Here is a 24,397-nt window from a genome sequence, read left to right on the forward strand (position 1 = left end):
GAGAAAAACAGCATGTCAACAAGAGATTTATCGGTTTTAATAAGTGTTGTCCTCATTGTGGCAATGCTGGTGATTCCATTCCCTCCATGGTTGTTAAGTATTTTGATCATCATTAATATCTCTCTTGCGTTGATCGTGCTTCTCACCACAATGAATATGCAAGAACCGCTGCAATTCTCGATCTTCCCGTCATTGCTGCTGTTATTGACGCTTTTTCGCCTTGCGCTCAATGTGTCGACGACACGTTCGATTCTTTCTCATGGAGAAGGGGGAAAGGTTGTTGAGACATTCGGGAATTTCGTTGTCGGCGGAAATGTGCTGGTAGGGCTTGTTGTCTTCATTATCTTGATTATTATTCAGTTTATCGTCATTACAAAAGGCGCCGAGAGGGTATCGGAAGTCGCGGCGAGATTTACGCTCGATGCGATGCCCGGAAAACAAATGAGTATTGACGCGGATTTAAACGCCGGCATGATTACGGAGCAGGACGCAAAGCACAGACGTGAAAAAGTCGCCCGGGAAGCGGATTTTTACGGTGCCATGGACGGTGCGAGCAAATTCGTCAAAGGGGATGCCATCGCGGGTATCATCATCGTGATGATCAATATTATTTTCGGGATCGTAATCGGCATGCTGCAGCAGGGGATGAGCATACAAGAAGCTGCTTCTCACTTTACAATGCTGACGGTCGGTGACGGTATCGTTTCTCAAATGCCGGCCTTGCTCATTTCTACGGCTACGGGGATTGTCGTGACGAGAGCGGCATCTGAAGGAAACCTCGGTCATGATATTACAGGCCAGCTGTTCGCTTATCCGAAGCTCTTGTATGTAGCCGCGGGAACTGTTCTTTTGCTTGGTCTTCTTACACCGATCGGCATTCTGCTGACGGGGCCGATTGCCGGCCTGCTTGCATTCGGCGCCTACACGCTGTCCAAAACGGATAAGCCGAGCGAAGAAGAGGAAGAAATTCTTGAAGAAGAGGCTCAGGCGGATGAACTGAAAAGCCCGGAAAGCGTTGTACAGCTTCTACATATTGATCCGATTGAATTTGAGTTCGGATACGGGCTTGTGCCGCTTGCAGACGCAGGGCAGGGCGGTGATCTTCTTGACCGCATCGTCATGATCAGACGTCAGCTTGCGCTTGAATTGGGGCTTGTCATTCCGGTTGTGCGCATCAGAGATAACATCGCGCTTCAGCCGAATGAATACAGATTGAAAATTAAAGGCAACGAAGTCGCTAAAGGAGAGCTTCTGCTTGATCATTACTTAGCGATGTCGCCTACGCCTGAAGATGATGTCATTGAAGGAATTGAAACGATTGAGCCGTCGTTCGGACTGCCCGCAAAATGGATCAGTGAAGCAGCGAAGGATGAAGCGGACATGCTGGGGTATACCGTTGTTGATCCGGCGTCTGTCGTATCCACGCATATTACAGAAAAGATTAAGCAGCATGCCCATGAACTGGTCGGCAGACAGGAAACAAAGCAGCTGATCGATCATCTGAAGGAAAATTATCCTGTGCTTGTTGAGGAAGTCACGCCAAACCCTCTTTCTGTCGGCGATATTCAAAAGGTGCTTGCCAAATTGCTGAGAGAAAAAGTTTCAATCAGAAACTTGGTGACCATTTTTGAAACACTTGCCGATTACGGAAGATTAACAACAGATTCAGACCTTTTGACAGAATACGCGAGACAGTCGCTTGCCAAACAAATCACGGCTCAATATGCGAGAGAGCATGAAACGCTAAAAGTCATGACATGCTCAGGCCGGGTGGAAAAAGCAATTGCAGACGGGGTTCAGCAGACTGAACAAGGCAATTACTTGTCGCTCGATCCCGAGGTTTCAGACAGTATCATCCGTTCTGTCGCTAAAGAGGCCGAGCAGCTTTCCATCCGGCAGGAGACGGCAATTCTTCTTTGCTCGCCCGCTGTCAGAATGTATGTAAAACAGCTGTTAGAACGCTATTTCCCTGATCTGCCGGTTCTTTCTTATAATGAGCTGGAAGCAAACGTTGAAGTACAGAGCATTGGAGTGGTGGATATTTAATGAAGATAAAAAAATTTACAGCCGCTTCAATGCAGGATGCCGCGAAGCAAATCAAAAAGGAACTCGGTAACGATGCCGTTATTTTACATTCAAAACAAGTAAAGAAACGAAAATGGCTGGGGCTGCGGTCACAGCAAGCCGTTGAAGTGATAGCCGTTTTAGATCGTGACGTCAGGGAAGCGAGAAAAACTCCGCCTGCTGCCGGTGAAGAAATGAAAAAGACGGAAAAGGCGGAGAAAGCTGAGCCCGTTCAGCCGCCGCGTCTTTCTGATCACAGTACTTCAGACGATCTGGCACATTACAAAGAGGTGCTCCCTGAACCATTAAAAAAAGCCGAGAGACTATTGAAGCAAGCCGGGCTTCCTGATCATACGCAAAACGCCGTGCTGAGTGAATTGCTCCGTTCTTCAATTGCTTCCGGCGATTTAACTGATGAAAATGTCAACTCGAAACTGCAGGATTTGTTAGTGAAAAAACTCCCTTCAGCAGACAGGTGGCAGGAAGGAATTCAATCAAAATATGTCGTGCTTTTCGGTTCAACCGGAGCCGGCAAAACGACTACACTTGCAAAACTCGCAGCCTCATCAATGCTGACAGAGCATAAAAAAATTGCATTTATGACGACGGATACGTACCGTATTGCCGCGGTTGAACAGCTGAAGACGTATGCTGAGCTGCTTCAGGCTCCTCTTGAAGTATGTTATTCAAAAGAAGAATGTCTGAAGGCGCAGGAAAAATTCGCTGAATATGACCATGTTTTCATTGATACAGCCGGAAGAAATTTCAAAGAAGAGCAGTATATTACGGAATTACAAGAGATGATTCCGTTTGACTCAGGTTTACAATCCTTTCTCGTATTATCGGCATCTGCAAAATATGAAGATATGAAACAGGTGCTGAAACAGTTTTCCGGTGTGCCGGTCAATCAATTCATTTTTACGAAAGCGGATGAAACCGCCTCGCTCGGTTCCGTGTTTCAACTGCTGTCGGAATCAAGAATCGGCGCGGCCTATCTGACAAATGGACAGGATGTGCCTGAAGACATCCTTTCGGTTTCACCAAAAGAGTTTGTAAGGATGCTTTTGACATGAAACCCGATCAGGCAGAGTCATTAAGAAGGAAAATGAGGCAGCGGCAATTGATCAAGCCGGAGCTTTATGAAAAAAAAGCGAAGACATTGGCCGTCATCAGCGGTAAAGGCGGCGTCGGAAAATCTAATTTAACATTAAACATGGCAGTTGCCCTGCAGGAAAAAGGGAAAAAAGCACTCATCATTGATCTTGACATCGGAATGGGCAACATTGATGTGCTGATCGGCGCTGCTTCTTCCCGCACCATTATTGATGTGATGGAGAATCGGTATGCGCTCGCTCATTCACTGTCCTCCGGTCCGAAAGGCCTTCGCTACATATCCGGAGGAACAGGGCTTGAGGCGATTTATCAAGCTGACAGAGAGAAGTGGTCGGCTTTTATGAACGGTCTTTCCGCTGTATTAAGCGATTTTGATTACGTCCTGTTTGATATGGGAGCGGGACTTTCAAAAGAACAGCTGCCGTTTATTTTATCGGCGGAAGATATTCTCGCCGTGACAACGCCTGAGCCGACGGCAATTATGGATGCCTACAGCGCGATCAAACATCTCTTTCTCGCGGATGAGCGGCTGACCGTAAATATTGCCGTCAATCGCGCCCGCGCCCAAAAACATGCGCTGGACACGTACACCCGCCTTTCTCACGCGATTCATACGTTTTTAGGCGCGGAGGTGCGTTTCGCCGGCTCCATACCCGATGATCCGCTAGTAAGTCAAGCTGTCATTGACCAGGTGCCTTTTTTAATAAAAAGTCCTCAAGCAAAAGCCAGCAGGTCCGTCCGTCTTTTGACGGATGTCTTGTTTCAAACGGAAGAAAACAAACCAAGAGAAGAGAAACCGGCATTTATTGAGAGATTATCTTCTTTTTTAATGAGGAGGACTTTACAGTGATTCGTGTGCTTGTCGTTGATGACTCAGCTTTTATGAGAAAGATGATTACCGATTTTCTGGCTGCGGAAGGGCAGATAGAAGTCATCGGGACAGCCAGAAACGGAGAAGAGGCGCTGAAAAAAATAGAGCTTCTTAAGCCGGATGTTGTCACGCTTGATATTGAAATGCCGGTCATGAACGGAACGGATACATTGCGGAAAATCATCAGCATATATAAACTTCCCGTAATCATGGTATCGAGCCAGACGCAGCAAGGAAAAGACCGGACGATCAACTGTTTGGAAATGGGCGCTTTTGATTTTATCACCAAGCCTTCCGGAGCGATTTCACTTGATCTTTATAAAATTAAAGAACAGCTGATTGAAAGGGTGATTGCCGCCGGACTGTCCCGCGCAAAAAAACTGAGGCGGCAGTAAAAGAGCCTCTCACCCCGGAACGTCCGGCTGCGGCGGGATTTGAAAGGCCGAAAGCAAAATCCGCTAAGCAGGCCGTATTCATTGCGACTTCTACAGGCGGACCGCGGGCTCTGCAAAAGGTGATTCCGAAGCTGCCGAAGGATTTAAAAGCGCCTGTATTTGTCGTGCAGCACATGCCTGAAGGCTTTACCGCTTCACTTGCAGACAGGCTGAACCATTTGTCGGACATTCAGGTGAAGGAAGCGGAAAACGGTGAAGAGGCTAAAGACGGATGGGTGTACATCGCGCCCGGCGGAAAGAATATGACGGTTGCAGAGGACGGCGGAAGACTCCGCATCATTCTAGACGTTCATGATACGGAAAGCCGGCATAAACCGTCAGCCGATTATTTGTTTCGTTCGGCAAGCCGATTGTCCGATTATGAAAAGGTAGCCGTCATTATGACCGGCATGGGCAGTGACGGAACCGAAGGCGTCAAAGAAATGCTCAGAACAGGCGGCGTAAAAACGATTGCGGAATCCGACGAATCCTGTGTTGTGTTCGGAATGCCGAAGTCAGCGATCAAAGCGGGCCTCATTCATGAGATTAAACATGTGGAAGAAATCGCGGCATCCATCACCGGATGTGTGAAAAAAGAGAGGGTGTGAATCAATTGGATATGAATCAATATTTAGATGTCTTTATTGATGAAAGTAAAGAGCACTTACAGACATGTAACGAAAAGCTGCTGCTGTTGGAAAAAGATCCGTCAGACCTTCAGATTGTGCATGACATCTTCAGAGCCGCCCATACGCTGAAAGGCATGAGCGCAACGATGGGATATACAGATCTGGCGCATTTAACCCACCTGATGGAAAATGTGCTGGACGCAATCCGCAACGGAGAAATGCCGGTTACATCAGACTGGCTGGATGTGCTGTTTGAAGCGCTTGATCATCTTGAAGAGATGGTGCAGTCCATTATTGACGGAGGAGACGGCAAGCGCGACATTTCTGAAGTGAGCGCGAAGCTCGACGTAAACGCGGTGCATGAGACTGCCGCTTCAGCTGAAACGGCAGAGCCGCCGGGCTCAACGCAACAGGCTTCAGCTGAATGGAATTATGATGAGTTCGAACGGACTGTCATTGAAGAGGCAGAAGAGCAGGGGTTCAGCCGCTATGAAATAACGGTTTCCCTGAATGAAAACTGCATGCTCAAAGCCGTCCGCGTGTATATGATCTTTGAAAAGCTGAATGAAGCCGGTGAAGTCGCAAAAACGATACCTGCCGCGGAAGTGCTTGAGACGGAAGATTTCGGAACGGATTTTCAGGTGTGTTTCCTGACGAAGCAGCCTGCTGAAGAAATTAAAGAGCTTATCAGCGGCATTTCAGAAGTGGAGAAGGTCGAGCTTTCTGTCGGCGCGCCGTTAAAAACGGCTGAAAAACCGCAAGCGCCTGAACCGGTGAAAGAAGTTCCGGCTAAAACAGCCGAGAAACAGCCAAAGCCGCAAGCGAAAGCGGAAGAACAGCCGAAGCACCACAGCGGATCGAAAACGATTCGTGTCAACATTGAGAGACTGGATTCTTCGATGAACCTTTTTGAAGAACTTGTCATTGACCGCGGACGCCTTGAGCAGATCGCCAAAGAGCTTGATCACAATGAACTGACTGAAACCGTTGAACGCCTGACAAGAATCTCCGGGGACCTTCAGTCTATTATTCTTAATATGCGGATGGTGCCGGTAGAAACCGTCTTTAACCGTTTCCCGAGAATGATCCGCCAGCTTCAAAAGGAATTAAACAAGAAAATTGAATTGTCCATCATCGGTGCTGAAACGGAGCTGGACCGCACGGTGATTGATGAAATCGGCGATCCGCTTGTCCATTTAATCAGAAACAGCATCGATCACGGCATTGAATCACCTGAAGTGCGGGTGAATAAAGGAAAACCGGAATCAGGTCATGTCGTGCTTAAAGCGTATCACAGCGGGAACCATGTCTTTATTGAGGTTGAAGATGACGGGGCAGGCCTGAACAGAAAGAAAATTCTTGAAAAAGCGCTTGAACGGAACGTAATCACTGAACGTGATGCTGAAACGCTTGAAGATAATGAGATTTACGAGCTTATTTTTGCACCGGGCTTTTCGACTGCCGATCAAATTTCTGACATTTCAGGGCGGGGTGTCGGCCTGGATGTTGTGAAAAATAAACTCGAGTCCCTCGGCGGCTCTGTCAGTGTCAAATCCGCGGAAGGCCAAGGTTCTCTTTTCAGTATTCAGCTTCCGCTGACACTTTCAATTATATCCGTCCTTCTCATTAAACTTGAAGAAGAGACTTTTGCGATTCCGATTTCTTCTATTATAGAGACTGCTGTGATTGATAAGAAAGATATCCTGCAGACGCATGACAGAGAAGTGATTGATTTCAGAGGGCAGATCGTCCCGATCGTCTATCTGAAAAAAGAATTCGGCATTACGGATTCAAAACAGGATGCGGATCAGTTCCATGTGATCGTCGTGAAAAAGGGCGATAAATCTACTGCTTTTGTCGTGGACTCTTTTATCGGCCAGCAGGAAGTCGTACTGAAATCACTCGGTGACTATTTAACGAACGTCTTTGCGATTTCCGGCGCTACGATTCTTGGAAACGGAGAAGTGGCGCTGATTATTGATTGCAATGCGCTGATCTACTAAAACGACATGAGGAGGTGCCCGCATGACTGCTGAAATCAAAACAGGTGAAAAAATGATTGTGTTTATGATAAACGGAAAAGAATACGCTATTTCAGTTTCCCAGGTAAAATCAATTGAAAAGTGGCAAAAACCGACGAGAGTCCCTGGAGTGGAATCTTATATCCGCGGTGTTATCAACCTGCGCGGGGTGATTACGCCGGTTCTTGATTTAAGAAAACGTCTGAATCAGCCTGAACAGGACATTACAGAAGAGACACGGATAATAATCATTTCTTACCGTGACGCCGATGTCGGCTGGGTCGTGGATGAGGCCAATGACGTCATCACCGTGCATGAAAATGAAATTGAATCCGCGCCAGAAAGCCAGACAAAGGAAGCGGATGTGTGGATTAAACAGATCGTAAAGCAAGATAACAGGCTCCTCAATATTATCGATGCGCATGCGGTGCTGGATAAAGGTGCTTCGGCATCTGCGTCCGGAGAACCGAATGCTTAAAGGGGATAAGACAACATGAGTAAGTTTGAAGCGATCAAAGAAGAGCAGATGGATATTTTGCGGGAAGTCGGAAATATCGGGGCTGGTCATTCAGCTTCTGCCATGGCTCAGCTGCTGAACAGAAAGATTGATATGGAAGTGCCGTTTGCGACTTTATTGACATTTGATGAGCTTGCTGATTTTTTCGGCGGTGCCGAAACGCCGGTCGCCAGTATCTTTTTAAGAATGGAAGGCGACATGACCGGTTCTATCTTTCTCATCATGCCTTTTCATCAAGCGGAACAGTTTATCAGAGAGCTGATCGGAAATCCGAATTTTGATATTGACCAGTTGGGCGAAGATCATTTGAGTTCTTCTGCTTTACATGAGTTCGGCAATATTTTAGCAGGTTCCTATTTAACGGCATTGGCTGATTTGACGAAGCTTGAGATTTACCCGAGCGTGCCGGAAATCTCGCTTGATATGTTCGGCGCGGTTATCAGCGAAGGACTGATGGAGCTCAGCCAAGTCGGAGAACATGCCATTGTCGTGGATACTTCTATTTTTGACCAGGGCAGCCGGCAGGAGCTCAAAGCCCATATGTTTATGCTCCCGGACTATGATTCTTTTGAAAAGCTCTTCGTCTCATTGGGTGCGGCTTTATGAGCCGTGCGGAAGCCGCAGTCGTTAAAGTGGGGATTGCGGATGTTCAAGTCGCGCGTTACCCGGATAAAATCCGGACTTCGGGACTCGGTTCATGTGTGGGGCTGGTTTTATACGATAAAGACAAACAAACGGCAGGACTTGTTCACGTCATGCTGCCGGACTCCGGTTTATCGAAAACGGCGGAGCTTAACCGTGCAAAATACGCAGACACGGCCGTTAAGACGACGATTGACATGCTTTTGAAAGCCGGATGCCGCAAGTTTGCCCTGAAAGCAAAACTCGCCGGGGGAGCGGAGATGTTTAAGTTCAAAATGACAAACGATCTGATGAAAATCGGCCCAAGGAACGTAGCGGCCATCAAAGAGCAGCTTTCAATGTATAACATCCCGGTCATCAGTGAAGATACCGGCGGCTCAAGCGGCCGGACGATTGAATTTGAGCCAAAGTCCTGCATGCTGCACATCCGAACTGTTAAACAAGGTGAAACAACGATTTAATAAAGGTATGAGGTAGGGGGATAACGATGCAATCCTTGAATTATGAAGATCAGGTGCTGTGGTCGCGCTGGAAAGAGTGGAAAGATCCTAAAGCCGGTGATGATTTAATGCGCCGTTACATGCCGCTGGTCACATATCATGTCGGCAGAATTTCCGTCGGACTGCCGAAATCGGTGCATAAAGACGATCTAATGAGCCTTGGTATGCTCGGTTTATACGATGCCCTAGAAAAATTCGACCCCGGCCGGGATTTAAAGTTTGATACCTATGCCTCGTTTAGAATTCGCGGTGCAATCATCGACGGGCTGCGTAAAGAAGATTGGCTGCCCAGAACTTCACGGGAGAAGACAAAAAAGTCGAAGCGGCGATCGAAAAACTTGAACAGCGCTACCTACGGAATGTGACGCCTTCAGAGATCGCCGAAGAGCTGGGGATGACGGAGCAGGACGTAGTATCAACGATGAATGAAGGCTTTTTTGCCAATCTCTTATCAATTGATGAAAAGCTTCACGACCAGGATGACGGTGAGAATATTCAAGTGATGATCAGAGATGACAAAAATGTGCCGCCGGAAGAAAAAATTATGAAGGACGAGCTGATCGCCCAGCTTGCAGGCAAAATCCACGAGCTTTCTGAAAAAGAACAGCTTGTCGTCAGTTTATTTTATAAAGAAGAACTGACTCTGACCGAAATCGGACAAGTCCTGAACCTTTCGACCTCACGGATTTCGCAGATTCATTCAAAGGCGCTGTTTAAATTAAAGCATCTGCTTGAAAAAGTAATTCAATAATGAACTCATGGTTAGCGAGTGAAAAACATGTCAACACTATTATGGCTTTTAAGCTTTGTGCTTCACGGCGTACTGCTTTATGCCGTCATTATTCTGTACACGAGGTTTTCAGCCCTCAAGGAGACGGAGCGTCAGCAGAAGAAGATTCTTGAGGAGACGGAAAACACCCTTGCTGCGTTTCTGCTTGAATTAAAAGAAGAAAATGAAAGACTTGAAGATACAAAAAGCCGGGCTGATCAAGACCCGGGTGCAGAAGACGCACGGCCTAGGCCAGAACCGCAAAAAGAGCCTGATATTCCGGACCACATGGAAAAGCTCATCAGTGCAACGGAACGGGCTGAAAGCGAGGAAAACAGCGGGGCGCCTTCGTTTGAAGAACGTGTTTCGGAATTATATGAACAGGGGCTCACTCCCGCGGAAATTGCCAGACGGATGAAGAGCGGAAAGACCGAAATCGAGCTGTTTTTAAAATTTCGCGGCAAAGCTGTAAAGGATTCTTGATTGTCGCATAAAGCTGTGTTATATTATGTCTTGGTGTTAAATACACACGCTTAACGATTTATGCAGAGGGTGCTGCAGGCGGCAGTTCTGCACAAAAATGACCTAAGCGGAGGGAAAAAACCATTTTATTAGGAGGAAATCACATGTCAGTTATTTCTATGAAACAATTGCTTGAAGCTGGTGTTCACTTCGGCCACCAAACACGCCGCTGGAACCCAAAAATGAAGCGTTACATTTTCACGGAGCGTAACGGAATCTACATCATTGACCTTCAAAAAACAGTGAAAAAAGTAGAGGAAGCTTACAACTTCACGAAAAACCTTGCTGCTGAAGGCGGAAAAATCCTTTTCGTCGGCACAAAAAAACAAGCTCAGGATTCTGTTAAAGAAGAAGCTGTACGCTCTGGCATGTACTATGTCAACCAACGCTGGTTGGGCGGTACACTGACAAACTTCGAAACAATCCAAAAACGCATTAAGCGTCTGAAAGACATCGAAAAAATGCAAGAAAACGGTACGTTTGAAGTACTTCCGAAAAAAGAAGTTGTTCAATTGAAAAAAGAATTAGAGCGTCTTGAAAAATTCCTCGGCGGAATTAAAGACATGAAGGATCTTCCTGATGCATTATTCATCATCGATCCTCGCAAAGAGCGCATCGCTGTTGCGGAAGCTCGCAAATTGAACATTCCTATCATCGGAATTGTAGATACAAACTGTGATCCTGATGAAATTGATGTCGTAATCCCTGCAAACGATGACGCAATCCGCGCTGTCAAACTTCTTACTTCTAAAATGGCAGATGCTATTCTTGAAGCGAAGCAAGGCGAAGAAGAAGCGGAAGCTGCTGAAGAGACTGCACCTGAAACAGAAACGACAACTGCGTAACCTAATCAAAAGGTGATAAGAGGGACTGCCTTTTATCACCTTTTTTTAAGAAAAATGTATCTATACATATCTTGTTTACACATATAAGGAGGAATTCAAATGGCTATTACTGCACAGCAGGTAAAAGAACTGCGTCAAAAAACAGGCGCTGGTATGATGGACTGTAAAAAAGCGTTGACTGAAACTGACGGAGATATGGACAAAGCAATCGACCTTCTAAGAGAAAAAGGGATTGCGAAAGCGGCTAAAAAAGCTGACCGTATCGCTGCTGAAGGTTCTACTCTTATTAAAACTGACGGCAACAAAGGCGTTATCCTGGAAGTAAACTCTGAAACTGATTTCGTTGCGAAAAACGAAGGCTTCAAAGAGCTTCTGAACACACTTGCTGACCACCTTCTTGCAAACGCTCCTGCTGATCTTGAAGAAGCAATGGGTCAAAAGATGGAAAACGGTTCTACTGTTGAAGAATACATCACAAGCAACGTTGCTAAAATCGGAGAGAAAATCACTCTTCGCCGTTTTGCTGTTATTACAAAAGAAGACAGCGAAGCGTTCGGTGCTTACCTTCATATGGGAGGCCGCATCGGCGTATTATCTGTTCTTAGCGGAACAACTGACGAAGATCTTGCAAAAGACATCGCGATGCATGTTGCAGCGGTAAATCCTCGTTACATTTCACGTGACCAAGTGTCTGAAGAAGAAGCAAACCATGAGCGTCAGATCCTGACTCAGCAAGCTCTTCAAGAAGGCAAACCGGAAAACATCGTAGCGAAAATGGTTGAAGGCCGTCTGAACAAATTCTTCGAAGAAATTTGCTTATTAGACCAAGCTTTCGTTAAAAACCCAGACGAAAAAGTGAAACAAGTTGTGGCTGCGAAAAACGCATCTGTTAAAACTTACGTCCGCTACGAAGTTGGAGAAGGTATTGAAAAACGCCAAGAAAACTTTGCTGAAGAAGTTATGAACCAAGTGAAAAAATAATGGCGGAAAGCCTTGGCGAATCTTTCGCGGCTTTTCAGGCAGTATAGGGGACACTACTTGTGTTCCCTATTTTTAAAACTATATTTACAAACCTTTTTTTCTCTTGCATAATAGGAAACGGCAATGTTTACACTTGGAGGTTATTATGGAAAAACCAAAATACAATCGTATCGTTTTAAAGCTTAGCGGAGAAGCACTGGCAGGAGAGCAGGGAAACGGGATTAATCCGACTGTCATCCAATCCATCGCTAAACAGGTAAAAGAAATCGCTGAGCTTGACGTCGAAGTGGCCGTAGTCGTAGGCGGCGGCAACTTATGGCGCGGAAAAACAGGCAGTGACTTAGGAATGGACCGTGCGACGGCCGATTATATGGGCATGCTTGCTACTGTCATGAACTCACTTGCCCTGCAGGACAGCCTTGAAACTCTCGGAATTCAGTCCAGAGTGCAGACATCAATTGAAATGCGTCAGGTCGCTGAGCCTTACATCAGAAGAAAAGCCATCCGCCACTTGGAGAAAAAACGCGTTGTGATTTTTGCCGCGGGAACAGGAAACCCTTATTTCTCTACGGACACAACCGCAGCGTTGCGTGCCGCTGAAATCGAAGCGGATGTGATCTTAATGGCGAAAAATAATGTCGACGGTGTGTATAATGCTGATCCGAGAAAAGATGAGACAGCCGTTAAATACGAAAAATTATCTTATCTCGATGTGTTAAAAGACGGGCTGGAAGTCATGGATTCTACGGCTTCTTCACTATGTATGGATAATGATATTCCGCTGATCGTCTTTTCTATTATGGAAGAAGGAAATATTAAGCGTGCCGTAATCGGCGAATCAATCGGAACGATCGTAAGGGGGAAATAACGTTGTCAAACGAAGTATTAACTCAAACAAAAGAACGCATGGAAAAAGCGGTTGCCGCTTATTCACGCGAATTGGCGTCAGTACGCGCGGGACGTGCCAACCCGTCTCTATTGGATAAAGTGACAGTAGAATACTACGGTGCCCAAACACCTTTAAACCAGCTGTCTTCTATCAATGTGCCTGAAGCGCGTATGCTTGTTGTCACACCGTATGACAAAACAGCAATCGGTGATATTGAAAAAGCGATTCTGAAAGCTGATCTTGGCGTAACTCCGACAAGTGACGGCACAATTATCCGCATCGCGATTCCTGCTCTGACGGAAGAAAGACGTAAAGAACTTGTCAAAGTCGTGAAAAAATACGCGGAAGAAGCGAAAGTAGCAGTTCGTAATGTCCGCCGTGACAGCAACGATGAACTCAAAAAGCTTGAGAAAAACGGAGACATTACAGAAGACGAGCTTCGTGCTTCCAGTGAAGACGTTCAAAAGCTGACAGATGAATTTGTGTCAAAAATTGACAGTGTTACAAAGGACAAAGAAAAAGAAATCATGGAAGTTTAATGAAAAACTATGTACAATAGATAATGTGAAAAGACCCTCTCATGTTTACAGGGGGTTTTTTTGTTAATACTGTTGATTACATTGATCATCAGCAACGCAACCTTTTTGGGTGACGGAGGAATCTCATGCTCAACATACTCAAAAATTGGAAGAATCAGCAGAATGCGGCTTCCAACTTAGAACGGTATACAAAAGAAGACATACTGAAGGGTGAAATTCCCGCACACATCGCCATTATTATGGACGGTAACGGACGCTGGGCGAAGAAGCGCTCACTTCCGCGGATTGCCGGACATCATGAAGGAATGAAAGTGGTAAAAAGAGTGACAAAGCTCGCAAATCAGCTCGGCGTCAAAGTTCTGACTCTTTACGCGTTTTCCACGGAGAACTGGAAGCGCCCGAAGATGGAAGTCGACTTTTTGATGAAGCTTCCGGAAGAGTTCCTGAATACGTATCTTCCTGAATTGATAGAGGAGAATGTACGTGTGAAAATAATCGGAGATGAATCCGCGCTCCCTTCTCATACGTATAAGGCGATTGAGAAGGCCGTAAAAGATACAGAACAAAATGACGGGCTGATTCTCAATTTCGCTTTGAACTACGGCGGACGCACGGAAATCGTCAATGCGGCAAAAGCATTGGCCGAACAGGTGAAAAGCGGTACGCTGAATATCGAAGACATTGATGAAGCGCTCTTTTCCAAGCATTTAATGACAGAATCAATCCAGGACCCGGAGCTGCTCATAAGAACGAGCGGAGAAATCAGACTGAGCAACTTTATGCTTTGGCAGGTGGCTTACAGTGAATTTGTTTTTACAGATGTCCTGTGGCCCGATTTTAAAGAAGATCACTTTCTGAAGGCAGTGGGAGAATTTCAGCAGCGGGGCCGGAGGTTTGGCGGAATTTAGAGGATGGTGGAAATGAAACAAAGATTGTTAACGGGTGTTCTGGCAGCGGCACTATTTTTATTTTTGGTTATTTTCGGAGGATTGCCGTTCACCGTATTTGTTTATGTGATGGGCAGTATAGCGCTTTTTGAGCTTTTGCGGATGAAAAAGCTCAAGTTTTTTTCTTTTCCGGGTCTGATCAGCCTCCTGTTATTATGGCTGTATATGATGCCGGACAAATATCATTTTTTTGACGCGAAAATGGAAGTAACGATTTTCGCCGTTTTGATATTGCTCAGCTATACGGTGCTTGTGAAAAACACCTTTACGTTTGATGAAGTCGGGTTTATCGTCCTAGCGACGGTATATATCGGACTGTGTTTTCATTATTTTATCGAAATCAGAAACATTGAAACAAACGGGCTTTTGTATATTTTTTATGCCTGCGTTGTCATATGGTCAACGGATTCGGGCGCATATTTTGTAGGAAAGTCGCTCGGAAAGCGGAAGCTGTGGCCTGAAATCAGTCCTAACAAAACGGTGGAAGGGTTTCTCGGCGGTATTGCCATCGCCCTTATTTTCACGGCTGTTTTTCAGCTGTTTGCCGGTCTTCCAATTTCATACCCGGTTCTTTTGGTCATCACACTTGTTCTGTCTGTTTTCGGACAGATCGGGGATTTGGTGGAATCAGCGCTGAAACGGCACTATGATGTGAAGGATTCGGGGAAAATCCTTCCGGGGCATGGCGGCATTTTAGATCGATTTGACAGCTTTTTGTTTGTCATGCCGTTCTTGTACTTTCTGCTTGCGCTTTTTTCATGAGAAAGGCTAATATGAAAATAAGACCGATCTGGACGCATAGAATGGGAGTGGCATTTTGAAGAATATTTGTCTTTTAGGAGCAACGGGATCAATAGGGGAGCAGACATTGGATGTATTGCGCATGCATGAAGACCAATTCCGTCTCGTCTCGATGACTTTCGGTAAAAACGCCGAAAAAGCAATCCCGTTGATCAGAACGTTTCAGCCGAAATATGTAGCAGTCGGCGACATGGATACATATCGAAAAGTGAAAGAAGCGTCTTTTTCTCATGAGTGTCAAATCGGCATCGGAGAAGAAGGCCTGATCGAAGCGGCGGTCATGGATGAAGTGGATATCGTGGTCAACGCGCTGCTCGGAAGCGTCGGTTTAATCCCGACTTTGAAAGCGATTGAACAGAAAAAAACAATTGCGCTTGCAAATAAGGAAACTCTTGTCACTGCCGGGCATATAGTGAAAGGACACGCAAAACAATACGGCGTGCCCCTTCTTCCGGTCGACAGCGAACATTCCGCTATTTTTCAGGCGCTGCAAGGAGAACAGAGCAAAAATATCGAGCGTCTGATCATTACGGCATCAGGCGGCAGTTTCAGGGATAAAACACGGCAGGAGCTTCAGTCTGTAACGATTGCCGACGCCCTTAACCACCCGAACTGGTCGATGGGTGCAAAGATTACGATTGATTCGGCTACAATGATGAATAAAGGGCTTGAAGTCATTGAAGCGCACTGGCTGTTTGACATTCCGTATGAACAGATTGACGTTGTTTTACATAAGGAGAGCATTATTCATTCGATGGTTGAATTTCACGACAGAAGCGTCATTGCCCAGCTCGGAAATCCGGACATGAGGGTGCCGATTCAATACGCGCTGACATACCCGGACCGGCTGCCTCTGCCTGAAACAAAAAGGCTTGAATTATGGGAGATCGGAAGCCTTCATTTTGCGAAAGCTGACTTTGAAAGGTTCCGCTGCTTACAATTTGCCTTTGAATCAGGTAAAATAGGGGGAACGATGCCGACGGTTTTAAATGCAGCCAATGAAGAAGCCGTCGCCGCTTTTCTTGCCGGACGGATTTCGTTCTTATCGATTGAGGATCTGATTGAAAAAGCATTGAACCGCCACAGCGTAATTCAGGATCCGAGTCTTGCGGATATCCAAGAAGTGGACAAAGACACCCGGGGATACGTTAATTCAATACTCACATAAGGTGGTATGTTCGTGAATACAGTTATCGCGTTTATTATTATTTTCGGAACGCTCGTTTTTTTCCATGAGCTGGGGCATTTACTGCTCGCCCAAAGAGCGGGAATCCTTTGCCGTGAATTTGCGATCGGCTTCGGGCCCAAAATCTTTTCATTTAAAAAGAATGAAACCGTGTATACAATCAGGCTCCTTCCGGTCGGCGGGTTCGTCCGCATGGCCGGTGAAGACCCGGAGATGATTGAAGTCAAACCCGGTTATACCGTCGGGCTTCTTTTTAATAAAGACGACGAAGTGGAAAAAGTCATCATTAATCAAAAGGAAAAATACCCCGACGCTTTAATTGTCGAGGTGGAGACGGCTGATCTTGAGCACGAAATGAAGATTACAGGGTATGAGCAGGGGAAAGAAGATGAACTGTCGGGCTTTACTGTCAGTCAGACCTCTTTTTTCATCGTAGACGGAGAAGAAGTGCAGATTGCGCCTTACAACCGCCAATTCGGGTCAAAACCTGTATGGCAGCGGATTAAGGCGATTGCTGCCGGTCCGATTATGAACTTCATCTTAGCATATGTCATTCTCGTCATGCTTGGATTCATTCAAGGCGTGCCTTCGAATCAGCCTGAGCTCGGAAAACTGACAGACAATGGACGCGCAGCGGCTGCCGGTTTAAAAGAAGGCGACTATATCCAGAGCATTAACGGTGAAAAGATGCGGTCATGGACTGACATCGTGACAGCGGTAAAAGACAATCCCGGGAAAAAAATCGATGTCGCCGTGAAACGTGACGGCAAATCGTTTCATATCTCGGTTACCCCTGAAGCCGTAAAAGATGAAAACAAAAAAACAATCGGCCGCTTCGGCTCTTATGCGCCGACTGAAAAAGGCGCGTTTGTTGCGATCGCTTACGGCGCGACATCTACGGTTGATGTCACAAAGGCGATCTTGACCAATCTGAGCAAAATCGTGACAGGCCAGTTTAAGCTTGATATGCTTTCAGGCCCTGTCGGAATTTATGATATGACGGATCAGGTTGCAAAAACCGGTATTATCAACCTATTCCAGTTTGCGGCGTTTTTAAGCATCAACCTTGGAATCGTCAACCTGCTGCCGATCCCGGCGCTTGACGGCGGAAGACTGCTGTTTTTATTTATTGAAGCAATCCGCGGCAAGCCGATTAACCGTGACAAGGAAGCATTTGTCGTATTTATCGGCGTCGCTTTCTTAATGCTTCTTATGCTGGTTGTCACATGGAACGATATCCAGCGTTTATTCTTATAATTGACTAGTAAAAAAATCAGAGGTGCGAAGACATGAGACAAAGTTTGACGCTTATTCCGACCCTGAGAGAAGTGCCGGCTGATGCTGAAGCAAAAAGCCATAAGCTTCTGCTGAGAGCGGGATTTATCAGACAAAATACGAGCGGGGTTTACAGCTACATGCCCCTGGCTTACAGGGTCATTCAAAACATTCAGAAGATCGTGCGTGAAGAAATGGAAAAAATCAACGCGGTGGAAATGCTGATGCCGGCCCTTCAGCAGGCTGAAACTTGGCAGGAATCAGGCAGATGGTATACGTACGGGCCTGAATTGATGCGTCTGAAAGACCGTCACGGCCGCGAATTTGCTTTAGGCGCGACACATGAAGAAGTCATTACTTCTCTCGTGCGCGATGAGGTGAAATCTTATAAGCGTCTGCCGCTCACTCTTTACCAGATCCAGTCTAAATTCAGAGATGAAAAACGCCCGCGTTTCGGGTTATTGCGGGGACGCGAATTCATCATGAAAGATGCGTACTCTTTCCATGCCTCTGAAGAAAGTCTGGAAGAAACGTACCAAAACATGTACGGCGCATACAGCAGCATTTTCGCACGCTGCGAATTAAATGTCCGTCCCGTTATTGCCGACTCAGGCGCAATGGGCGGAAAAGACACGCATGAATTTATGGCTCTTTCCGAAATAGGGGAAGATACCATCGCATATTCCGATGGGTCCTCTTACGCAGCTAACACGGAAATGGCGGAAGTTGTCATGAACACCGAGCCGTCAGATGAAAAACCTGAGGCGCTGGAAAAAATTGATACGCCGAATGTTAAAAGCATTGAAGAGCTGGCTTCTTTCTTGCAGATCGAGCCGAGCGCCTGCATCAAATCAATGCTGTTTAAAGCGGATGACCGATTTGTTCTCGTGTTAGTAAGAGGCGATCATGAGGTCAATGACGTAAAAGTGAAAAACCTTCTGAACGCGGAAGTGGTTGAGCTTGCGTCTCATGAAGAAGTAGCGGAGAAGCTTGGCACGGAGCCGGGATTTGCGGGGCCGATCGGCGCTGCCGGCGACATTGAGATTTATGCCGACCAGGCTGTCAAAGTGATGGTAAACGCCGTAAGCGGCGCGAATGAAAAAGACCGCCATTACCGAAACGTAAACATCGAACGCGATGCGTCTGTAAAAGCATATGCCGATCTTCGAATCATTCAGGAAGGCGATCCGTCACCTGACGGAAAAGGCACGATCCGTTTCGCTGAGGGAATTGAAGTCGGACAAGTCTTTAAGCTCGGCACGCGTTACTCAGAAGCTATGAATGCGACATACCTTGATGAAAACGGGCGGGCGCAGCCGATGCTGATGGGATGTTACGGAATCGGCGTGTCCAGAACGCTTTCAGCAATCGCTGAACAGCATCACGACGAAAAAGGCCTGATCTGGCCGAAAAGCGTTGCTCCGTATGATCTTCATATTTTGGCGCTGAATATGAAAAACGAAGCGCAAAAAGAGCTTGCTGAGAAGCTTTACGGCAAATTCCAAGCGGAAGGTTATGAGGTGTTATACGATGACCGCGCAGAACGCGCAGGCGTGAAATTTGCTGATTCTGACCTGATCGGCCTTCCGATCCGCATCACTGTCGGTAAACGTGCCGATGAAGGCATCGTAGAAGTGAAAATCCGCAAAACCGGTGAATCCGCCGAAGTTTCAGTGGATGAGCTTTCTGAATTTATCAAGACGAAGTAATCGCCATAACGAATCGTACAAAATCATGTTAAAATAGAGAAAAAAGAAGGTACCTCATCACCTGCGGAGGTACCTTCACTTATGATGTTTTAAGGGAGGGATACTGTCTGAATGGAACAGTTATCAGTAAACAGAAGACAGTTTCAGATTCTTCTGCAGCAGCTTAATATGACAGATGATACCTTCATGACATACTTTGAAGATGGAGAGATTGATAAACTGACAATCCATAAAGCAGAAAAGGCCTGGCATTTCCAATTTCGCTTCAAGGCTCTTTTGCCGTATCAAATATATGATTCATTCATGATGAGGTTAACACAATCGTTTGCTCACATCGCCCGTGTCACATCATCCATTCAAGTCATTGACCCTAGCGTGTCAGAGGAGCTTGTACAGGATTATTGGACGCGCTGTATCGAAGAGCTTGAAGGAACCTCGCCGCCGATGGTGGCCCTTTTGAATCAGCAGAAGCCGAAGCTCAAGGGAAACAAGCTGATCGTGAAAACAAAGACGGATACAGAAGCATCGGCGCTCAAAAATAAATACAGCGCACTGATTCAGCACAGCTATCGCCAATTCGGCTTTCCTGAACTGCAGCTGGATACCGAAATTTTCGTGTCTGACCAAGAAGTTCAGAAATTCCGCGAGCAAAAGCTTGCTGAAGATCAGGAGCGGGCGATGCAGGCGCTTATCGAAATGGAGAAGAAGGAAAAAGAGGGCGATGAGGATCAGACGCCATCCGGACCGCTTGTCATCGGCTATCAAATTAAAGAGAACGAAGAAATCCGGACGCTTGACAGCATCATGGATGAAGAAAGAAGAATCACGGTGCAGGGCTATGTGTTTGATGCTGAAACACGCGAGCTGAAAAGCGGACGGACGCTCTGTATTTTCAAAATTACGGATTATACAAACAGTATTCTAGTGAAAATGTTTGCAAGAGAAAAAGAAGACGCCGCCCTCATGAAAACACTGAAAAAAGGCATGTGGGTGAAAGCGCGGGGAAGCATCCAAAACGATACATTCGTCAGAGACCTCGTCATGATTGCAAATGACGTGAATGAAATAAAAGCCAAAACCCGGGAAGACACCGCTCCTGAAGGCGAAAAACGGGTAGAGCTTCATCTGCATTCTCCGATGAGCCAAATGGACGCCGTAACGGGCATCGGAAAGCTTGTCGAACAGGCGAAAAAATGGGGACACGAAGCGATTGCGTTAACTGATCATGCCGTCGTGCAGTCCTTCCCGGATGCATATTCCGCCGCGAAAAAGCACGGTATTAAAATGATTTACGGAATGGAAGCCAATATCGTAGATGACGGCGTTCCGATCGCATACAATCCCGCTCACCGTCTTCTGGAAGAAGACACATATGTCGTCTTTGACGTTGAAACGACGGGTCTGTCAGCAGTGTATGACACCATCATTGAGCTTGCGGCAGTCAAAATAAGAGGCGGAGAAATCATTGATAAATTCGAAGCGTTCGCCAATCCGCACCACCCTCTGTCAGCAACGACGATAGAGCTCACCGGAATTACGGATGACATGGTCCGCGACGCGCCCGATGTCGTTGACGTTGTCAGGGATTTTAAAGAATGGATCGGCGATGATGTGCTAGTGGCTCACAACGCCAGCTTTGATATGGGATTTTTAAATGTAGCGTATAAGCGCCTTTTGAAAACCGAAAAAGCGAAAAATCCGGTCATTGATACGCTGGAACTCGCGCGTTTCCTGTATCCTGAATTTAAAAATCACCGCTTAAATACGTTATGTAAGAAGTTTGATATCGAATTAACCCAGCACCACCGAGCGGTCTTTGACGCTGAAGCAACAGGATATCTGCTGTTAAAAATGCTCAAAGACGCGGCTGAAAAAGATATTTTTTATCATGATCAGCTGAATGAGAATATGGGACAATCCAATGCTTACCAAAGATCAAGGCCTTATCACGCTACATTGCTTGCCGTGAATGAGACCGGCTTGAAAAATCTGTTTAAGCTCGTGTCCATTTCTCATATTCAATATTTCTACAGAGTGCCGCGCATTCCAAGGTCGCAGCTTGATAAATACAGAGAAGGCCTGTTAATCGGTTCTGCCTGTGACAGGGGAGAGGTCTTTGAAGGCATGATGCAAAAATCACCTGAAGAGGTTGAAGATATCGCATCTTTCTATGACTATCTTGAAGTGCAGCCGCCGGAAGTATACAGGCACCTTCTGCAGCTTGAGCTCGTCCGGGATGAAAAAGCGCTGAAAGAAATTATCACAAACATTACGAAGCTCGGGGAAAAACTGAATAAGCCGGTCGTTGCGACAGGAAATGTCCACTATTTAAACGATGAGGATAAAATTTACCGGAAGATCTTAGTTTCTTCTCAAGGCGGCGCCAACCCGTTAAACAGACATGAACTGCCTAAAGTGCATTTCAGAACGACAGATGAAATGCTGGATGCTTTCTCCTTTCTGGGTGCGGAAAAAGCGAAAGAAATCGTGGTTGAGAATACACAAAAAGTCGCTTCCATGATCGAAGAGATCAAACCGATTAAAGACGACCTGTACACGCCGAAAATTGACGGAGCCGATGAAGAAATCCGTGAAATGAGCTATCAGCGCGCCAGAAGCATTTACGGTGAAGAGCTTCCTGAAATTGTTGAAGCGAGAATAGAGAAAGAATTAAAAAGCATCATCGGCCATGGATTCGCCGTTATATATCTCATTTCTCATAAGCTTGTAAAACGGTCTCTGGATGACGGCTATCTCGTCGGCTCCCGGGGATCCGTCGGTTCATCACTTGTGGCGACTTTAACGGAAATCACTGAAGTGAACCCGCTCGCTCCGCACTATGTGTGCCCGAGCTGCCGGTATTCCGAATTCTTTAATGACGGATCCGTCGGTTCCGGTTTTGACCTTCCGGATAAAAGCTGCCCGTCTTGCGGCACTCCTTTGAAAAAGGACGGACACGATATCCCGTTTGAAACGTTCTTAGGCTTCAAAGGCGATAAAGTACCCGATATCGACTTGAACTTCTCAGGTGAGTATCAGCCGCATGCGCATAACTACACGAAAGTGCTGTTCGGTGAAGATAATGTTTACCGTGCGGGAACGATCGGCACCGTTGCGGAAAAGACGGCTTACGGATATGTGAAAGGCTATGCGGGCGACCACAACCTTCACATGCGCGGCGCTGAAATCGACCGCCTCGTACAGGGCTGCACCGGTGTTAAGAGAACGACCGGCCAGCACCCGGGGGGCATTATCGTTGTGCCTGATTATATGGATATTTACGATTTTTCACCGATTCAATTCCCGGCTGATGCGACGGGTTCTGAATGGAAAACAACTCACTTTGACTTCCACTCCATTCATGACAACCTGCTGAAGCTTGATATATTAGGACACGATGATCCGACAGTCATCCGGATGCTCCAGGATTTAAGCGGAATTGATCCGAAGACGATTCCGACGGATGATCCTGAGGTTATGAAGATTTTCCAAGGGACAGAATCACTCGGCGTCACTGAAGAGCAGATCGGCTGCAAAACGGGGACGCTCGGCATTCCTGAATTCGGGACGCGATTTGTGCGGCAGATGCTCGAAGATACGAAGCCGACGACGTTCTCTGAGCTTGTTCAGATTTCCGGGCTTTCTCACGGGACTGACGTATGGCTCGGCAATGCGCAGGAACTGATACACAACAATACGTGTGAACTGAGCGAAGTGATCGGCTGCCGCGATGACATCATGGTTTATTTGATCTATCAGGGCCTTGAGCCTTCACTGGCCTTTAAAATCATGGAATTTGTCCGTAAAGGCAAAGGCCTGACGCCGGAATGGGAAGAAGAAATGAAAAAGAACAATGTGCCGAACTGGTATATTGATTCATGCAAAAAAATCAAATACATGTTCCCGAAAGCCCACGCCGCCGCATATGTATTAATGGCGGTACGGATTGCATACTTTAAAGTGCATCACGCGCTTTTATACTATGCTGCGTATTTTACCGTACGTGCCGATGACTTTGACATTGATACGATGATTAAAGGCTCGACTGCCATCAGGGCGGTTATGGATGATATCAGCTCTAAAGGGCTTGATGCTTCGCCGAAGGAAAAAAACCTCCTTACCGTGTTAGAGCTTGCGCTTGAAATGTGTGAACGCGGCTATTCCTTCCAGAAGGTCGATCTATACCGTTCAAGCGCTTCGGAATTTATCATTGACGGCAACAGTCTGATCCCGCCGTTCAACTCAATTCCGGGTCTCGGAACCAACGCCGCTCTCAATATTGTAAAAGCGCGGGAAGAAGGAGAGTTCCTTTCAAAAGAAGACCTTCAAAAACGCGGAAAAGTGTCAAAAACCATTTTAGAGTATTTAGACCGCCACGGTTGTCTGGAGTCGCTTCCGGACCAAAACCAGCTGTCACTGTTTTAAGCTTTGGCAGCAAGCCTTTTAGGCGGAGTTTGATTTGCATTAAATATATGGTTATGGTATAGTTTTATTGGAAATGCTAACGATTACCGAGGCCAAAGAGTGGGGAAACCCGCTCTTTTGTATTGAACAGGCAATTTTGCCTCGACATGTCCATCGTTTTCTCAAAGCCCCTGCTCTTTAGAAGCAGGGTTTTTATGCAGAGGAACGGCTGATATGATATCGACAGCACAAGGAGGAAAAACATGAGCAAAAAAGTGACTGATACCGTTCAAGAAATGGCTCAGCCCATACTAGATGACCTTCAGCTTGAACTCGTAGACATTGAATTTGTCAAAGAGGGTCAAAACTGGTTCCTTCGCGTGTTTATTGATTCCGATAACGGTGTTGATATTGAGGAGTGCGCCAAAGTCAGCGAAGCGTTAAGCGAAAAGCTGGATGAGGCCGATCCGATCACTCAAAACTACTTTCTTGAAGTATCTTCTCCTGGAGCCGAGCGTCCATTAAAGAAAAAAGCCGACTTCGAAAAATCACTGGGCAAAAATGTGTACATGAAAACGTACGAACCGATTGACGGTTTAAAAGTGTTTGAAGGCAAATTGGCTGAATTTGATGGACAAACTGCTACAATAGAGATGACGATTAAAACAAGAAAGAAACGGGTCAATATTCCGTATGAAAAAATAGCTAACGCAAGATTAGCTGTAACTTTTTAATGAAT

Annotated in this window: 19 protein-coding genes and 2 pseudogenes; all 21 read left to right on the forward strand. The window is 46.3% G+C overall.

Features of this window, described 5'->3' with window-relative positions; genetic code table 11:
- The first annotated feature begins 12 nt into the window (after window positions 1-12).
- Window positions 13-2,046: a flagellar biosynthesis protein FlhA gene (gene flhA, locus ACW5MY_RS08865; protein WP_014470398.1), complete on the forward strand. Its 2,034-nt coding sequence runs from the start codon at window positions 13-15 to the stop codon at window positions 2,044-2,046.
- Window positions 2,046-3,137: a flagellar biosynthesis protein FlhF gene (gene flhF / locus ACW5MY_RS08870; protein ID WP_013352274.1), complete on the forward strand. Its 1,092-nt coding sequence runs from the start codon at window positions 2,046-2,048 to the stop codon at window positions 3,135-3,137. The genes flhA and flhF overlap by 1 nt, the downstream gene beginning before the upstream one ends.
- The gene (locus ACW5MY_RS08875) at window positions 3,134-4,027 is read left to right on the forward strand and encodes a MinD/ParA family protein (protein WP_013352275.1); all 894 of its coding nucleotides are present in this window, start codon (window positions 3,134-3,136) and stop codon (window positions 4,025-4,027) included. Before flhF ends, ACW5MY_RS08875 begins: the two co-directional genes overlap by 4 nt.
- Window positions 4,024-5,090 (forward strand): annotated as a pseudogene (locus ACW5MY_RS08880) (protein-glutamate methylesterase/protein-glutamine glutaminase). The gene ACW5MY_RS08875 and the pseudogene ACW5MY_RS08880 overlap by 4 nt, the downstream one beginning before the upstream one ends.
- 5 nt (window positions 5,091-5,095) lie before the next feature.
- The gene (gene cheA / locus ACW5MY_RS08885; RefSeq protein WP_014470396.1) at window positions 5,096-7,114 is read left to right on the forward strand and encodes a chemotaxis protein CheA; all 2,019 of its coding nucleotides are present in this window, start codon (window positions 5,096-5,098) and stop codon (window positions 7,112-7,114) included.
- Window positions 7,115-7,136: 22 nt separating this feature from the next.
- Complete coding sequence (gene cheW, locus ACW5MY_RS08890; protein WP_013352278.1) at window positions 7,137-7,610, forward strand: chemotaxis protein CheW; 474 nt, start codon at window positions 7,137-7,139, stop codon at window positions 7,608-7,610.
- Between the two features lie 15 nt (window positions 7,611-7,625).
- Entirely contained in the window at window positions 7,626-8,255 is a 630-nt protein-coding gene (cheC, locus tag ACW5MY_RS08895) for a CheY-P phosphatase CheC (RefSeq protein WP_013352279.1), read from the forward strand.
- Window positions 8,252-8,752 carry a chemoreceptor glutamine deamidase CheD gene (gene cheD, locus ACW5MY_RS08900; RefSeq protein ID WP_013352280.1) on the forward strand — a complete coding sequence of 167 codons (501 nt, stop codon included), beginning with the start codon at window positions 8,252-8,254 and terminating at the stop codon, window positions 8,750-8,752. Before cheC ends, cheD begins: the two co-directional genes overlap by 4 nt.
- 26 nt (window positions 8,753-8,778) lie before the next feature.
- Window positions 8,779-9,542 (forward strand): annotated as a pseudogene (gene sigD / locus ACW5MY_RS08905) (RNA polymerase sigma-28 factor SigD).
- A gap of 27 nt (window positions 9,543-9,569) precedes the next feature.
- Window positions 9,570-10,043, forward strand: coding sequence for a DUF6115 domain-containing protein (locus tag ACW5MY_RS08910; RefSeq protein WP_013352281.1), 474 nt, complete (start codon window positions 9,570-9,572; stop codon window positions 10,041-10,043).
- Between the two features lie 143 nt (window positions 10,044-10,186).
- Window positions 10,187-10,927, forward strand: coding sequence for a 30S ribosomal protein S2 (rpsB, locus tag ACW5MY_RS08915; protein ID WP_003154215.1), 741 nt, complete (start codon window positions 10,187-10,189; stop codon window positions 10,925-10,927).
- 99 nt (window positions 10,928-11,026) lie between these two features.
- Window positions 11,027-11,908, forward strand: coding sequence for a translation elongation factor Ts (gene tsf / locus ACW5MY_RS08920; protein WP_007409794.1), 882 nt, complete (start codon window positions 11,027-11,029; stop codon window positions 11,906-11,908).
- Window positions 11,909-12,053: 145 nt separating this feature from the next.
- Complete coding sequence (pyrH, locus tag ACW5MY_RS08925; protein WP_013352282.1) at window positions 12,054-12,776, forward strand: UMP kinase; 723 nt, start codon at window positions 12,054-12,056, stop codon at window positions 12,774-12,776.
- Window positions 12,777-12,778: 2 nt separating this feature from the next.
- Complete coding sequence (gene frr / locus ACW5MY_RS08930) at window positions 12,779-13,336, forward strand: ribosome recycling factor (protein ID WP_013352283.1); 558 nt, start codon at window positions 12,779-12,781, stop codon at window positions 13,334-13,336.
- Window positions 13,337-13,461: 125 nt separating this feature from the next.
- Window positions 13,462-14,244, forward strand: a complete 783-nt coding sequence (locus tag ACW5MY_RS08935; RefSeq protein ID WP_013352284.1) for an isoprenyl transferase — start codon at window positions 13,462-13,464, stop codon at window positions 14,242-14,244.
- 3 nt (window positions 14,245-14,247) lie between these two features.
- Complete coding sequence (locus ACW5MY_RS08940; RefSeq protein ID WP_014470393.1) at window positions 14,248-15,045, forward strand: phosphatidate cytidylyltransferase; 798 nt, start codon at window positions 14,248-14,250, stop codon at window positions 15,043-15,045.
- A 55-nt stretch (window positions 15,046-15,100) separates the two neighbouring features.
- A complete protein-coding gene (gene dxr, locus ACW5MY_RS08945) occupies window positions 15,101-16,252 on the forward strand; it encodes a 1-deoxy-D-xylulose-5-phosphate reductoisomerase (RefSeq protein WP_013352286.1) in 1,152 nt (383 codons plus the stop codon).
- A gap of 6 nt (window positions 16,253-16,258) precedes the next feature.
- Window positions 16,259-17,527, forward strand: coding sequence for an RIP metalloprotease RseP (rseP, locus tag ACW5MY_RS08950; RefSeq protein WP_088030506.1), 1,269 nt, complete (start codon window positions 16,259-16,261; stop codon window positions 17,525-17,527).
- A 32-nt stretch (window positions 17,528-17,559) separates the two neighbouring features.
- Window positions 17,560-19,254 (forward strand): proline--tRNA ligase, encoded by a 1,695-nt coding sequence (gene proS / locus ACW5MY_RS08955; RefSeq protein ID WP_013352288.1) that lies wholly within the window; start codon window positions 17,560-17,562, stop codon window positions 19,252-19,254.
- A gap of 111 nt (window positions 19,255-19,365) precedes the next feature.
- Complete coding sequence (locus ACW5MY_RS08960) at window positions 19,366-23,679, forward strand: PolC-type DNA polymerase III (protein ID WP_013352289.1); 4,314 nt, start codon at window positions 19,366-19,368, stop codon at window positions 23,677-23,679.
- A 242-nt stretch (window positions 23,680-23,921) separates the two neighbouring features.
- Window positions 23,922-24,392: a ribosome maturation factor RimP gene (gene rimP, locus ACW5MY_RS08965; protein ID WP_013352290.1), complete on the forward strand. Its 471-nt coding sequence runs from the start codon at window positions 23,922-23,924 to the stop codon at window positions 24,390-24,392.
- The last annotated feature ends 5 nt before the right edge of the window (window positions 24,393-24,397 follow it).

The organism is Bacillus sp. Bwzl_19 (genome assembly GCF_054900515.1).

What these genes read in the sequence shown, in the direction of transcription:
- flhA (WP_014470398.1), top strand. Translation starts at nt 13, where the DNA reads ATGTCAACAAGAGATTTATCGGTTTTAATAAGTGTTGTCCTCATTGTG.
- flhF (WP_013352274.1), top strand. Translation starts at nt 2,046, where the DNA reads ATGAAGATAAAAAAATTTACAGCCGCTTCAATGCAGGATGCCGCGAAG.
- ACW5MY_RS08875 (WP_013352275.1), top strand. Translation starts at nt 3,134, where the DNA reads ATGAAACCCGATCAGGCAGAGTCATTAAGAAGGAAAATGAGGCAGCGG.
- cheW (WP_013352278.1), top strand. Translation starts at nt 7,137, where the DNA reads ATGACTGCTGAAATCAAAACAGGTGAAAAAATGATTGTGTTTATGATA.
- cheC (WP_013352279.1), top strand. Translation starts at nt 7,626, where the DNA reads ATGAGTAAGTTTGAAGCGATCAAAGAAGAGCAGATGGATATTTTGCGG.
- cheD (WP_013352280.1), top strand. Translation starts at nt 8,252, where the DNA reads ATGAGCCGTGCGGAAGCCGCAGTCGTTAAAGTGGGGATTGCGGATGTT.
- ACW5MY_RS08910 (WP_013352281.1), top strand. Translation starts at nt 9,570, where the DNA reads ATGTCAACACTATTATGGCTTTTAAGCTTTGTGCTTCACGGCGTACTG.
- rpsB (WP_003154215.1), top strand. Translation starts at nt 10,187, where the DNA reads ATGTCAGTTATTTCTATGAAACAATTGCTTGAAGCTGGTGTTCACTTC.
- tsf (WP_007409794.1), top strand. Translation starts at nt 11,027, where the DNA reads ATGGCTATTACTGCACAGCAGGTAAAAGAACTGCGTCAAAAAACAGGC.
- pyrH (WP_013352282.1), top strand. Translation starts at nt 12,054, where the DNA reads ATGGAAAAACCAAAATACAATCGTATCGTTTTAAAGCTTAGCGGAGAA.
- ACW5MY_RS08935 (WP_013352284.1), top strand. Translation starts at nt 13,462, where the DNA reads ATGCTCAACATACTCAAAAATTGGAAGAATCAGCAGAATGCGGCTTCC.
- ACW5MY_RS08940 (WP_014470393.1), top strand. Translation starts at nt 14,248, where the DNA reads ATGGTGGAAATGAAACAAAGATTGTTAACGGGTGTTCTGGCAGCGGCA.
- rseP (WP_088030506.1), top strand. Translation starts at nt 16,259, where the DNA reads ATGTTCGTGAATACAGTTATCGCGTTTATTATTATTTTCGGAACGCTC.
- proS (WP_013352288.1), top strand. Translation starts at nt 17,560, where the DNA reads ATGAGACAAAGTTTGACGCTTATTCCGACCCTGAGAGAAGTGCCGGCT.
- ACW5MY_RS08960 (WP_013352289.1), top strand. Translation starts at nt 19,366, where the DNA reads ATGGAACAGTTATCAGTAAACAGAAGACAGTTTCAGATTCTTCTGCAG.
- rimP (WP_013352290.1), top strand. Translation starts at nt 23,922, where the DNA reads ATGAGCAAAAAAGTGACTGATACCGTTCAAGAAATGGCTCAGCCCATA.